This is a genomic window from Sulfurimonas sp. (genome assembly GCF_019429335.1).
GTDB lineage: Bacteria > Campylobacterota > Campylobacteria > Campylobacterales > Sulfurimonadaceae > Sulfurimonas.
Genome location: NZ_JAHYJB010000008.1, coordinates 1 through 13,336, shown reverse-complemented (window position 1 = coordinate 13,336; position 13,336 = coordinate 1). Strand labels below are relative to the sequence as shown.

Sequence of the window (13,336 nt, the reverse complement as noted above, 5' to 3'; positions counted from 1 at the left end):
AAATTTAAAACAAAAGATAGTAGTATGTTAAATTACACTCATATCATCTAAGGTCGCTGATGTTAAAAAAGTACTATTTTCAGTTTTTTTTACTTTCCCTTGCATTTGTGGTCTTTTATAACGACGACTACAAGATTATCATAGCTGGTGTTGCTATATTTTTAGTCGGTATGGTTTTTATGGAAGAGGGGTTTAAACTATTTAGCGGAGGTGTGCTTGAGAGGGCTTTGCAAGTCAGTACAGATACTCTGCCAAAGGCGATAGGAACCGGATTTGTTGCAACGGCGATTATGCAGAGTTCATCTCTGGTCTCTGTAATAATCATCTCTTTTTTAAGTGCAGAGCTTATTACTCTAGCAGGAGCTATCGGCGTAATCTTCGGCTCTAATTTGGGAACGACTACGACTGCTTGGATAGTCTCTTCTTTTGGCGTAAAGATAGATATAGCGATATATGCGATGCCAATGGTGATTTTTGGGGTCGTGCTGAGATTTTCGCAGAGCAAAAGCTATCAGGGTGTAGGAAAAATACTGCTTGGACTGGGATTTATTTTTCTAGGTATTGATTACATGAAAGACGGATTTGAGGTTTTAGAGAGCAGGTTTGAACTCTCAAAGTTTGCGGTCGAGGGGTATTTGGGCGCTCTGATTTACATCTCTTTTGGAATTTTTGCGACAGTAGTTATGCAGTCAAGCAGTGCCGCAATGGCGCTTATTATCACCGCTCTTGCTACAAACCAGATTGTCTATATAAATGCGCTTGAACTTTCAATCGGGGCAAATGTAGGAACGACCATAACTGCTGTTCTCGGGGCTATATCTTCAAACTCAAACGGAAAAAGAGTAGCTCTTGCGCACTTTATTTTTAACATTACAACCGCGACGATAGCGGTTATTTTTCTCTATCAACTAAGCGATTTGACGATACTGTTAGCTTCAAAAATAGGAATAGCTGATAACGATTACGCTATGAAGCTGGCACTTTTTCACACTATTTTCAATCTTCTTGGAGTTATGGTCGTCTCTCCATTTACGCACAGGCTTGTGAAGTACTTGGAGACGCTCTTTATAGAGGTAAATATGTATGCGCTAAAACCGCTCTATCTCGACAAAGTGGTTATAAATGTACCTGATGCGGCGATAGAGTCGATAAAAAAAGAGACCATTCGTCTTTACGACAGCGCGATTGAAGCCATCTCTCACTCAATGTTTTTGCATAGACACAAGTTTATAAAAAATGCCGACTTGGAGAGCGCGGTAAAAGATACGGACATAACCCTAAATACAGATATAAACGAGTTTTACACAAACAAGATTAAATCACTCTATGGCGAGATTGTCCACTATGCCACTCTTTCGCAGGATAATATGAATGAAGAGTATCAAAACAAGGTATATGACCTAAAGCTTGCTTCGCGAATGATTATTGAGGCGATAAAAAATATGAGGGATTTGCAAAAAAACATTCTCTACTACTCAAAATCAAAAAACCCTTATGTAAAAGATGAGTATAACAACCTAAGGCTCTACATCGCAAGAACCATAGACACGATAGAGAAGCTAAAAGAGCATGATGATGAGCTTGACGTTATCTCTGCCATCGAGCTTTTAAAAGAGAATACAAAGGCGCTTGAGAGCATTAAAAACAGCAGAATAGATACGCTAATAAGAGAGAATAAAATAGACTCCAAGATGGCAACATCGCTTATAAACGACAGCGTATTTGCCTATGACGTGACGCAAAAACTGATACAAGTAGCTACAATATTGTGGATAAAAGATATAGACATCAGAACTTTAGGAGTCCAAATATGAAGATAGATAGAGTATTTGAGGGGATTGAGAAGCTTTTTTTCAGTGAGATAACCGATGAGAAGAAGAAGGAAAAACTAAGAGAGAAGCTTTACGAAAAGATAGAACAGACAAAAAAAGAGATAAAAGATGCCAAGAGCGATGAGGAGTTGCAGGATTTAAAGGCGAAGCTCTACATTCTTAAAAAACTTCTTGATAGAGTTTAGGAAATTTTATAAAATATTTTTTGGTGCAGAGAAGTAGTACCCCTGAGAGTAGTCTATCCCTAAATCTTTTACTATTTTAAATATCGCTTCACTCTCCACAAACTCTGCAATAGTCTTCATGCCAAGCTTTTTTGAGAAATCTACAATGGTAGAAACAACTAAAAATGCGTTTTGGTCACTGTCCATATTTTTTATAAGAGAGCCGTCTATCTTTAGATAATCGGCTTTTAGTTTTATAAGATATTCAAAGTTGCTGTATCCTGTTCCAAAGTCGTCTATGGCTATTTTGCACTCATATTTTTTAACAGCTGCTATAAAATTTAGAACGCCATCAACGTTCTCTATATACTCGGATTCTACAATCTCAAAAACAACCTTGGAGCCGATGTCGTATTTTTCTAGCATCATTAGTATATAGTCGGAGATATTAGCTTCTAATATGTCGTTGATTGAGAGGTTGATTGAAAATTCAATATTTTTGTCTTTAAACATCTCAAACGCCTGATAAATTACGGTTTTAGTAATATCAAAATATTGTCTTGTCTGCTTGGCGATATCGAGAAAGAAAAATGGAGAGATTACTTTGCCATCGTCAATCATTCTCACAAGACACTCATACTTTTTGTTAGATATATCTGAGTTATTTACAATCGGTTGGTAGTATGCGACTATGTTATCCGTCTTTAGTGCATTTGAGAGTTTTCTTGTCCAAGTTATATTGTTCTCATATTTGCTGTTTAGCGAGAGAGACTCATCATAGACTAAAAAATCTACATTACTCTTTTTTGCCACATTTAACGCCATATTTGCGCTAGATAGAAGGTGCTCCATGTATTCAAACGAGATTCCGCAGCTGCATGAGAGGAGTATCTCCTCATTGTTGAGGCTAAACTTCTCTGTTATAATGTTTAAAATCGTTCTGCTTTTTGATATAAACTCCTCTTTTGGAGTGTTAGTAGCCAATATGACAAACTCATCTCCCTGCAGTCTGTAAAAGCTGAGGTTATTCTCTTTGGAAATAAGATTGTATATCTTGTTTGCGATAGATATGATAACCAGATCTCCGAATTGATGCCCGTAAAAATCGTTGATTTGTCTGAAATTGTCGATGTTAAAAACAGCAATGGAGGGATTGAGCAAATTCTCAATATCGCAATTTAATTGAAATCTGTTTCCATGTCCAGTCAGCGAGTCAGTTTTTGCAAACTCTTCAAGCTCCTTTTTATGCTGCATGATTTTTGTCACATCGGTTCTGATTGCGAGATACTCGACGATAGTGCCGCCTATATCTTTAATGGGTACAATCGTTACATTTACCCAAAACTCTCTTCCAGATTTTGCTCTGTTTTTGAGAATCCCCTGCCATACCTTCCCTTTTGTAATAGTAGTCCAGAGATTTTTATAGAGCTTTTCATCGGTATCGTCAGTTTTTAAAATATTGTGGCTTTTGCCAAGAAGTTCATTTAGCGAGTATTCTGTAATTTCCAAAAACTTGTTATTGGCGTAGGTTATATTGCCCTCTTTACCGGTTCTTGAGAGTATCGCGCTTATATCAATGGCCTTTTCATACTCTTTTAAGAGATGCAAGGAGGAATCAAAGTTTTTCACAGATACCATCAGCTGCTCTTGGAAGTGTTGTGCTATTTTCTGCTGCTGTGTGATATCTGTTCTTATGCCTATGTACTCTACAATATTTCCGTTATTGTCCATTATCGGGTTTATAATCGCTTTTACCCAGTAGTAAGAGCCATCTTTTTTTCTGTTTTTAATATTGCCAAACCATGGCTGTTTTAAATCTTTTACAGTATGCCATAAATCTTTAAACGTCTCTTTTGACATATCTGGGTGTCTTACTATATTGTGCGGTTTGCCTAAGAGTTCGTCTTTTGAATATCCGGTAATATTGCAAAATTCGTCATTTACATAGGTAATAATCCCATTTGCATCTGACTTTGAGACAATAAAGCTTCTGTCAACCGTTGATTTGTACTGCTCTAAAAGAAGAAGCGAATTATCGTACTCGCTCTCTAGTGCATTGGCAGAGAATAAAATTTTTCTAACCGTAAGCACTATTAAAAAGGTAACAACAACCGCAGAGATAGTTAAAAACAGGAGTAGTGCCGTTAGTTTATAGGAGGTGGCATCAAGTTTTTCGTTTATAAGAATATTTACCTCACTAAAAAGCTTCTCCTCTACTTTTTTTAGCAGATTTATAGTTTCTGTCGATTTTTCAAACCAATAGGAGGGTGTAGCTACAAGAGAATCACTGTTTTTTACAGCCGCATCTATTATTGTAAATGTCTCCTCGACCGCTTCGCCTTTAAATATTTCATTATAAAAATATAAAACTTTTTTTGACGCAACAGTAATAAAACTTTGAGTATCAATACTATATATTTTTATGTTTTGCTTCAAAGCCATAAAGGTGCTGTTTAAAAATTCTTTATTTGTAAACACTTCCACTAAAATTGCTCTATTTTGGCCCAGAGCCTCTTTTGCAGAAGAGAGATAGCTGTATGATTGAATGTAGTTTCTGTTTTCTCTGTCATCGATTAGCGAAGGGATTGCTTGTATCAGAGTGTGTAGAGAGGATATTTTTTTTGTGTAGTAATCTCTTGCGTAAACCGCTGAAGTGCGAAGTAAATCAGCCTCTTCCCTTGATTTTATCTCTCCTAAAAGCTCTAGTGCCTCACCGTTGCTTGTGCATATTTCACACAAAGATACTCTGGCTATCGCATCATCGATTGCCCTGTCTGTGTTTTTCTTTGCATCTAGGAGCTGCTCGCTATTTCCATCAATATTTGAGCTTGTAATCAATCCTGTGGTGACACCTCTCTCTATCTGCATATAGTGGGTAACTCTGGATAATGTTTCAGCTTGAAGAATATGGTGTTTTGTATATTCTAGATTTTTTTTCTCGCTATATAGGCTATAGAGGATAGTTGATGATAGAGCGATTACGAACATTAGGGGAATTATTAGCAAGATTAGTAATTTTGATTTTAAATCCAACTTCATAACTAAAAAACCTTTTTTTAGAGAAATTCTAACATATAAATTTACATTATATATAAAATGCGCTCAATCTCTCTTAAAATCTCTTCGTTGTCGCTCTCGTTTGTATAGGCATAAGCAAGCGCTCCGCCTGCACCTACGCCCTCTTTAGCCTCTCCATCGTCATATTTTTTCAAAACAGAAATTGTCGCCTCTTTAAATGAAAAGGTCGTATAAATCGCATGCGGCTTGTAGCTTAGAAGTGATAAAATATGCGCAATATTCGAGTTTTTATCACCTGCCACCCACTGCGTAGTTGCAAGAGTAATATTCTCATGTTTTACTCTCATCAGTACATCTTCTCTAAGTGCGTCCGCCACCAAAAGGCACGCCGCCATCTGTGTTCCTCCGGCTAAAACCACATGAAATCTCCGCGTTGCTTCCATTAAAAAACCGGCACAGAAGATAAGCATATTGTCACTCACAAAGGAGAGCTTTTCAAAATTGCCCATATCGTTATTTATCAAAGAAAGAGCCATGTTTATGGTCTCGTCTCTGATATTGCTCGGCACATTTAGAAAACTTGAAGAGAAGTCGCCTCTGCACTCATATCCGAGTGCCAAGGCTGTTGCCGCGGCTGTTGTTGTTCCGCTAGGCGTGCTCTCTGCGAGGATAAGATAGCTTCCTTTTAGCTCGTAAGCTCTTCCCGCTCTCATCCCTTTTTCAAAAACAGCTTTTGCGTCTATATTTGCACCCGTGGCTATCGAGTCAGATGGGAGAATGTTAAAGTGCTGGCACGGTGAATTTTGCGGCACTCTTTGCAGTCCCAAGTCAAGAATCTCTATAGCGCTAAAAGGTGTGAGGTTGTGTACCGCTCTTGTAATGATTGCAGGGGTAGGTACGCCTGTTGGAGTTTCTGCAACTTCACCAAGAGAGTAGACTCTTTCGTTTATGATAAACTCCGCATCAAGCGTAGGAGTAAGCGGTATCATTCCGGGGATGCCCGCTTGAGTTATCCCCTCAATCTCGCAGGTTTTTGTAACGGAAGCTGCTAGTAAAAAGTCCGCTTTGCCGCTTGGCAGAGTGTCAGGCTCGTTTGTAAAAATGTTGTACGTATTCATCAATCTAAATCTTCCTTGCTGATAATGCCTTGAGCAAAAAGCTCTTTTATAACTATCTCCGTCATATCGCTTTTAAACTCAAACTCATAACGAATATCCATGACATATGCCTTTATCTCCATATCTAAAAAAGAGCTGCGTTGATAGATTTTGTTTGTAAAAAGCACTTCTATAGGTTTGTTAAGATAGACATATCTTGAAACTTGCGCCGCTTCAATGGCGATTTTGCGGATTTTATCCATCGGCGCATCAATGGGTAGCATGACTTTTGCAACTACTTGACAGTATAGTTCGCCAGAGTTGCTATTTGAAACGGAGGTGTTCATAAGCTCCATATTTGGGATTACTACCACTGAGTCTTGAGGAGTTGCAATTCTTGTTGCACGAAGTCCAATGTTTATAACCTCGCCGTAATCCTCGCCAACTTTTATCTTGTCACCGACTTTAAAAGGGCGGTCAAAAAGAAGCATAATACCGCCGAATATATTTTTGAGCAAATCCTGCGTAGCAAAACCGACCGCTATCGCAACAGAGGCAAAAGTAGTAAGAAGAATCTCTTTTGGAGGGTTGTATATTATCTTTATGATTGCAATTACAAAAAGTGTCCAAAGTGCAATTCTAAAGAGTGGAATAAACCCTTTTATAGGGATTCTGACTCTGGCGCTCTTTTGCGCAAAAAACTCAAATATTTTTGTTAAAAGAGTTATAAATGTATAAGCGATAACAAAAAAGAGCAGCGTCCAAAGAATTTTTGAGAGAGAAAATATTGCAAAAAAATCTATAGGGACAACTGCTGGTTCGGCATCCTCTGTCAAGGCATCGGCAGCGAATAGTAACTGCGTAAAAAAAGTAAAAAATAAGAGAGTTATAAATTTCATACTAGCGCTCCGTCTTAGTGGATAAAATTTTTAGATAAGAGATAGTCATGTATCTGCTTATAGATGGCAGGATTTATATTGTACTTTTTATGCGGCTGTATGAGCAACCCCTCTTTTAGCATCGGCATAAGCATCTTACGGCACTCTTCATGGGATTCGTTCATCACGATAGAGAAGTCGTTGAGCGCAAGTCCGTCATGTAGTATAAGCGCCTGAAGTGCGAAGAGGGCTTCTGAGGAGAGATTTTTAACAAATGAGTAGTCGATGTCGTCAATCTCTGTGACAAAGATAGTTTGCTCATCAATCTTCTCAATCGCTCTTACCCAGTAGAGCATTGCAAGAGAGATGTTTCCATTTGATAGTTTATGCAGCTGTTTAAAAATTTTTTCTTCTAAAAAACGGTGCTTATCTTCGTCACCTAGCTTCTTAAACATAGTGCTTTTAAGTCTCTCATTTTTTGGGATAAACTCTATTTTTAGATTTTCAAATTCACTGCGCTTAGAAATTATCTCTTTTATGTTATCACTATCTAAAGGCTCCATAAATATCTCATTTGTAAAGTAGTTTGAGATAGAGATTGTTTTGTTGAGGTAGGTCCATGTCTCTGGAGTTAAAACACCTATCCAAAACACTTTTTTTGTAGTGTATGAGATAAGTTCAAATAGCATCTTCATGCTCTCAAATCCTTCAATTTTTTTTAAGAACATATGGTGAATGTTTTCTAAAATAATTATTTTTGCACCTTGTGTATTGTTAAGAAAATCGATTAGCTCTTTATTTGACACAATTCCCTCTGTTTTCAAGAGAGAGTTGAAGTATCTGAAGTACTCCTCTTTAGTGAATATTTTTTTGTGCAGTTCGCCCCTGATAGTATCTATTTGCGGAATGGAGGTCAAAAAATAATCAAGCATGGATGTTATACCGCATCCCTTTTCTCCAATAATTGCACAAGCGACAAAACGGTTTTTTGTCCAGTTTGTAAAAGAGTTTCCAATCTCTTTGAGTTCTTTTTCTCTGTTTACAAAAAACTGTGCTTGCACATGTGTAAACTCATAGATATTTTTGTAGGTTTCTGGAAGTTTTTGCAGTGCAGATTCGCTCTCCTGTATAAATTCGGAAAGCTCAAAAGAGATAAGCGCTTTTTTATCAACTATGCCTATACGTTTTTTAAATTTATCAATTTTGTTTTTTAGAGAGATTAGAATGCTGCTGATTTTATCGCCCATCTTTCGACCTTGTTTCTCAAATCTTGGTTTATTTTAGCATATTTCAACCCTTGTTATCGAACTGTTCTCAATTTTTATGCCAAAAGCCTCTTCAAGCGTTATGTCGTTTATAAGAGAGAGCAAAACATGGATAACTCCCGCATGGGTAACGATCAAGATATTCTCTTTTTTGAGTGATGGTAAAAACTCGAAAAAAAACTTCTCAACTCTTTTTACATACTCTTTGTGCGCCTCTCCGTCAAGTGCTTCTATCCACTGTAAAAAGTCTATGTACTCTGCCTCGCCCTGAGCGATAATCTCATCAAAACCAAGTCCCTCATGTTTTCCCCACGACTTCTCTCTGAGCTTATCCGTAAAGATTGCATTTTCTACATGCAGAGAGTGTTGAAGAGTCTCTTTTGCGCGTCTCAAATCAGAACAATAAACAGCGTCAAACTCCATTGCATCAAGCTTTTTTGCAACCTCTTTTGCCTGAGCGGAGCCATTTTCCGATAAGCCTATGTCTATGTGCCCGTTGTAGCAGTTTTTATATCTCTCATCGACCTCACCGTGGCGAAGAAGTGTTACTCTCATATAAAAAAGCCAAAGAGTACTATATTTAGAAGAACAAGCTCGCTGACTTCGATACAAAAACCGTAAATATCGCCTGTAAAACCGCCGTATCTCTTTACAAATATGCTTTTAATAACAAACAAAACTAACAAAATGCTAACAAGCAGAAGGAGTTTGCTATATAGCAGAACTATCAAAAATGAGTAAAAGAGCGCTATAAGCATCTGCGATTTTGTAAGCTCCTCTTTTGCCAAAGTTCCCATCCCGCTTTTGCTGATGTAAGGGTAGAAGTAGATTGCCAAAACAGCGTTTAGTCTTGAGAGCATAAGAATAAGCGGCAGAAGATAGAATAGTTCAAAATGCGCCAAAGAGGATGCTTTTAGGATAAGAAAAGTGACACCTATTATCATCCCCATTCCGCCGATATGAGCGTCTTTCATAACCTCCAAGGCTCTCTCTTTAGGAGCATAAAGCCCATCCACTGTATCGCTGAAACCATCAAGATGAAGTGCCCCCGTAAGCAAAACCCAAAGAGCAAAGATGATGATGCCAAGATGAGTTGATGTTACAAACGGATTTAAAAGTTCATGCACTCCCCATAACACAGCGCCCAGCACGAAGCCTACAAGCGGGTAAAACATAACAGCGTAGCCGTTTATTCCCTTGTAAAAATCGTGAATTTTAAAAAAAGGAACAGTTGTTAACATAGATATTGCGAGGGCGAAACCTTTAAAAATATTTTTCATTTTATCCTCGTTGAGATGCCGGCTATCGTGTGGTAAACCTCGTCACAAGAAGATGCGATAAGCTGAGATAATTTTCCGCTTATATCTATAAATTCACGTCCAAGCTTGTTTTCTGGGATTATCCCGCATCCGACATCGTTTAGAACAAAGACGACCGTTTTATCAAGCGCCAAAATTTCCTCTATTTCTCTCTTCATCTCCTCAAATCCAAATCCGTGGTAGAGCATGTTGTTTATCCAGATACTAACACACTCAATTAAAACAGAGCTATCACACTCTGTTATTGCGTTATAGAGTTGCAGAGGCTCTTCGATAGTTTCAAATTGAGCGCTTCTTTGGAGTTTGTGAGCGTCGATGCGTTTTTGCATCTCATCGTCTATAAACTCTGTAGTTGCCAGATAGATTGGTTTTTTTGAAGAGTTCTTGAGAGTGTATATCTCTGCATTTAGAGATTTTCCGCTTTTGATGCCGCCGATAAAGAGTGCTTTTTTACTCATGGAGCGCCATTTCTATAAAATCCATATCTACATGTAGATTTATATGTTCTGCAAACTCATCTATCGCTTTTGCCTTGTACTCTTTAAAGTCATATCCCTCGTAGTTTTTATCTATTTTAGAGAATAGTCTGTATCTAAATGAGTCGTTTTCAAAAATGCCGTGCACAAAAGTAGCGTATAGATTTTTCTTCTTTACAACTCTTTTTTTAGCAACTCCGTTATGTATTTCGTAGCCATCTATCATGTAGCCAAAGAGATAGTAACACCCCTTTTTCACAATCTTCTCTTTGCCAAAAACTACATCGCCTTTTATGCGTCCTAAACCTTTGACCTCTTGACGTTCGGATTCCACTCCGTCTGGGTCTAAGATGCGCTCAAACATCATCTCATAACCGCCGCAGATGGCGACTATTTTTTGTTTTTTAGAGGTTAAAATCTCTTCAAAGCCTCTCTCACGAAGCCACGCCAAATCCTCTACTACTCTTTTGCTCCCTGGAAGAACAATCAGGTCACGTACAGAAGCCTCGGCGGGATTTGAGATAAAGGAGAGTGCAACTTCACGGTCCGCAACAAGCGGCTCAAAGTCTGTAAAGTTGCTGATGTGCGGGAGTTTTATAACGCCTACCTTGATTTTGGCTTTTAAATTGTCCTGAGTGTAGTTCATTATAGACTGGCTGTCTTCAAAACCGAGGTTAAATGGTTTGTATGGCACAACGCCCAAAACTTTGATGCCAAACTTCTTCTCTATGATAACTCTGCCCTCATCAAAAAGAGTTATGTCGCCTCGAAATTTATTGACGATTGCTCCGATAACATTTTCACGCAGTTTTTTTGGAAGCAGTTTATAAACTCCGTAAATGGATGCAAAAACTCCGCCGCGCTCAATGTCCGCAATCAAGATAATCTTTGTGTTAAACTCATCTGCCACGTAGATATTAGAGAGGTCTTTATCCATAAGGTTAAGCTCAACAGGACTTCCAGCCCCCTCGGCGACAATGACGTCATACTCATCTTTGAGCTTTAAAAATGCCTCTTTTACGATGGGTTGTAGTGTTTTTATGTCACGGTAATATGCATGCATGTCCCTCTCGCCTACACTTTTGCCGTTAATGATGAGATGAGCGCTGTTTTTTGAGCCTGACTTTAGCAAAACAGGGTTCATATTTGTAGTTGTTTTTAGGCCTATTGCCTCTGCCGCAAAGTACTGAGGGATTGCTATCTCGCCACTATCATCCGTTACATGTGAATTATTTGAGACGTTTTGGGCTTTAAAGGGAGCTACGCTGATGCCACGATGGTGCAGAAGATAGGTTATCGCAAAACTGAGTGTCGATTTTCCGGCATCGCTGCTTGTGCCAAATATGCTAAGTGAGTTCATTTAAAAGCTTTTTTTATATTTTTTATATTTTATCTAAAATAATGTTCTATTGGATTGAATACTTATATTTGTTATTATAGATTAAGGGTAGTTGGAATAGAATGAATTTTCTACACGGTAATAAATTATTTACTGATGTTACGATAATCTAAATTTATAAATTCCTAGAAATGTTACAATTCTAAGCAACCTGTAATTCCTGAACTTTTTGATAAGCACTCCGAAGAGCCTCAATATAGATTTTTTCCTTGATAGCAAAATGGTTCATTTTGTAACTCAGTCGAAGTTTTTCTAATTTAATAAAGCCAAGTACGGCTAAGTGTATATGGTTTCTTTGTGAAGTTTCAACTTTTGTAGGGGAGTGTTCTATTTTTAAATTCTGCTTGAGTGATTTGTGATATTCCTCTATTTTCCACCGTCTTTTGTAGATTTCGAGTACTTCATCGAAAGATAAGTCTATATCATTTGTAACAAGATATAAATAAGTAGATTCGCCATCATCGCCGTTTTTGACTACTTGCTTGATAAGTCTTAAAGGTTTTTCATAACCCTCAAGGTATACCAAACGACTACTACCACCCTCTATATCTATAGTTGAGATATTAACATATTTTCCTTTATTTTTTTCTTCCAAAGTAAGTGCTATTTTTCTATTACTTTTTATTGGACATACAAACTTCTTTTGGAGTTCTTCTTCGATAAATAGCAAGTTCTTGGTACTTGCAAACCATTTATCAAATAAAATGTATTTGTATTTTACCTCGTTGTTAAAATGTAAAACATGAAGTTTATCTTGCATTATTTCGTTTTTAGTAAAGAGCGATTTTTTGATATATTTCTGATACTCTTCACTCCAAACATCTTCTGTCTTTGTGATAATTTCATATCCTAATGGAATGGATATGCCTGTAGCATCTGTATAATGAAAGTTTAGCATCAAGATACCTTTTGCCATTTTTTGAGATACATGGTCATAGTGCCAACAAACAACATCATTAGCTTTTGTCCATGGCTTATGCATAAGCATATCATCTATAAGAATGCAGCCACTCTCTTCATTCTCATACTCTCTTAGAAATGGTTTTATTGACTTCCATAGCCTTTTATCATCATCAAGAGAATTATCTAAGAGTAAATACTTTGTAAAGATATCATGACTCCGACCTGTTAGTTGTGAAAGTTTTGTCATTTCTATTTTTCCGAATGAACTTATTGTGAAGTTTATGTAAATATCTTGTAGTTGTTGCATACACTCTTTTAAGCATTATTAATGCCTATAAAATCTTGCAATGTTACTTTTTGTAAATTTAATGATTTAGATTATCGTAACATCAGATCATATCTCTAACATTCTCATCTTCATTATGAACGGATGGTCGAAATTTATGTGGAAAGTTTGCTAAGTTGTTGATTTTGTTATCTACTTCGCTTTTGAAGGTTAAAGCTTTGTTTTTACTATCTTTTGAGATGTAAGAGAGTATGCTTTTGAGTGAATCTAAGTATTCTCTTTTTCGTACAATTGTCATCTACAAAGTCTTCATAAATTCATCTATCTCTTTATCATACTCTTTTTGGCTAAGTAGTACAGCTTCGTCGCTTTTTATATCTTGGAGTGATTTTGCAACTCTTTTTTTTGCTTCTTCTTTTGTAATCGCAGGGTAGCCATCATCTAAAGAAAGCTTCACAAATTTTATAAAATCATTGACCAAGCTTTGCGTGTCATTACCATATCTTGAAGCTATAAAGCTTTCTACTTCCGGATTATTAATTTGGATGGTTTGCATGTTAAAACCCCTCCCTTTGCAAAAAACGGTTCAAATCGGACACTAATGTCGGTTGAGTTCGGACAGTGATGTCGGTTCTAATCGGACAGTGGTGTCGGAAATGATTCGGACACTTTGGAGTAAAAACCGACACTTAAGTTTAA

Annotated in this window: 13 protein-coding genes; 2 read left to right on the top strand and 11 right to left on the bottom strand. The window is 37.3% G+C overall.

The genetic code is table 11. The annotated features are described in order from the left end of the window. Positions 1 to 59 precede the first annotated feature (59 nt). Entirely contained in the window at positions 60 to 1,814 is a 1,755-nt protein-coding gene (locus K0A91_RS04675) for a Na/Pi symporter (RefSeq protein ID WP_295008615.1), read from the top strand. After that, positions 1,811 to 2,017, top strand: a complete 207-nt coding sequence (locus K0A91_RS04670; protein ID WP_295008614.1) for a hypothetical protein — start codon at positions 1,811 to 1,813, stop codon at positions 2,015 to 2,017. The genes K0A91_RS04675 and K0A91_RS04670 overlap by 4 nt, the downstream gene beginning before the upstream one ends. Before the next feature lie 6 nt (positions 2,018 to 2,023). Here K0A91_RS04670 and K0A91_RS04665 read toward each other — a convergent pair whose 3' ends face one another. The 11 genes from K0A91_RS04665 to K0A91_RS04615 all read right to left on the bottom strand — a co-directional run bounded on the left by K0A91_RS04665 (position 2,024) and on the right by K0A91_RS04615 (position 13,193). After that, positions 2,024 to 5,035, bottom strand: coding sequence for an EAL domain-containing protein (locus K0A91_RS04665; protein ID WP_295008613.1), 3,012 nt, complete (start codon positions 5,033 to 5,035; stop codon positions 2,024 to 2,026). 41 nt (positions 5,036 to 5,076) lie between these two features. Further along, positions 5,077 to 6,132 carry a nicotinate-nucleotide--dimethylbenzimidazole phosphoribosyltransferase gene (locus K0A91_RS04660; RefSeq protein WP_295008612.1) on the bottom strand — a complete coding sequence of 352 codons (1,056 nt, stop codon included), beginning with the start codon at positions 6,130 to 6,132 and terminating at the stop codon, positions 5,077 to 5,079. Then, positions 6,132 to 7,010 (bottom strand): mechanosensitive ion channel domain-containing protein, encoded by an 879-nt coding sequence (locus K0A91_RS04655; RefSeq protein WP_295008611.1) that lies wholly within the window; start codon positions 7,008 to 7,010, stop codon positions 6,132 to 6,134. The genes K0A91_RS04660 and K0A91_RS04655 overlap by 1 nt, the downstream gene beginning before the upstream one ends. Positions 7,011 to 7,024: 14 nt before the next feature. Then, positions 7,025 to 8,236, bottom strand: a complete 1,212-nt coding sequence (locus tag K0A91_RS04650) for a hypothetical protein (protein WP_295008610.1) — start codon at positions 8,234 to 8,236, stop codon at positions 7,025 to 7,027. Between the two features lie 33 nt (positions 8,237 to 8,269). Continuing rightward, a complete protein-coding gene (cobC, locus tag K0A91_RS04645) occupies positions 8,270 to 8,809 on the bottom strand; it encodes an alpha-ribazole phosphatase family protein (RefSeq protein ID WP_295008609.1) in 540 nt (179 codons plus the stop codon). Beyond that, a complete protein-coding gene (locus K0A91_RS04640; RefSeq protein WP_295008608.1) occupies positions 8,806 to 9,534 on the bottom strand; it encodes an adenosylcobinamide-GDP ribazoletransferase in 729 nt (242 codons plus the stop codon). Before K0A91_RS04640 ends, cobC begins: the two co-directional genes overlap by 4 nt. Then, positions 9,531 to 10,031: a bifunctional adenosylcobinamide kinase/adenosylcobinamide-phosphate guanylyltransferase gene (locus K0A91_RS04635; RefSeq protein WP_295008607.1), complete on the bottom strand. Its 501-nt coding sequence runs from the start codon at positions 10,029 to 10,031 to the stop codon at positions 9,531 to 9,533. Before K0A91_RS04635 ends, K0A91_RS04640 begins: the two co-directional genes overlap by 4 nt. Continuing rightward, complete coding sequence (locus K0A91_RS04630; RefSeq protein ID WP_295008606.1) at positions 10,024 to 11,409, bottom strand: cobyric acid synthase; 1,386 nt, start codon at positions 11,407 to 11,409, stop codon at positions 10,024 to 10,026. The genes K0A91_RS04635 and K0A91_RS04630 overlap by 8 nt, the downstream gene beginning before the upstream one ends. Positions 11,410 to 11,590: 181 nt before the next feature. Then, entirely contained in the window at positions 11,591 to 12,658 is a 1,068-nt protein-coding gene (locus K0A91_RS04625) for a transposase (protein ID WP_295008605.1), read from the bottom strand. Between the two features lie 82 nt (positions 12,659 to 12,740). After that, positions 12,741 to 12,935 (bottom strand): type II toxin-antitoxin system RelE/ParE family toxin, encoded by a 195-nt coding sequence (locus K0A91_RS04620; RefSeq protein WP_295008603.1) that lies wholly within the window; start codon positions 12,933 to 12,935, stop codon positions 12,741 to 12,743. Continuing rightward, positions 12,936 to 13,193 carry a hypothetical protein gene (locus tag K0A91_RS04615; RefSeq protein ID WP_295008601.1) on the bottom strand — a complete coding sequence of 86 codons (258 nt, stop codon included), beginning with the start codon at positions 13,191 to 13,193 and terminating at the stop codon, positions 12,936 to 12,938. Between the last annotated feature and the right edge of the window lie 143 nt (positions 13,194 to 13,336).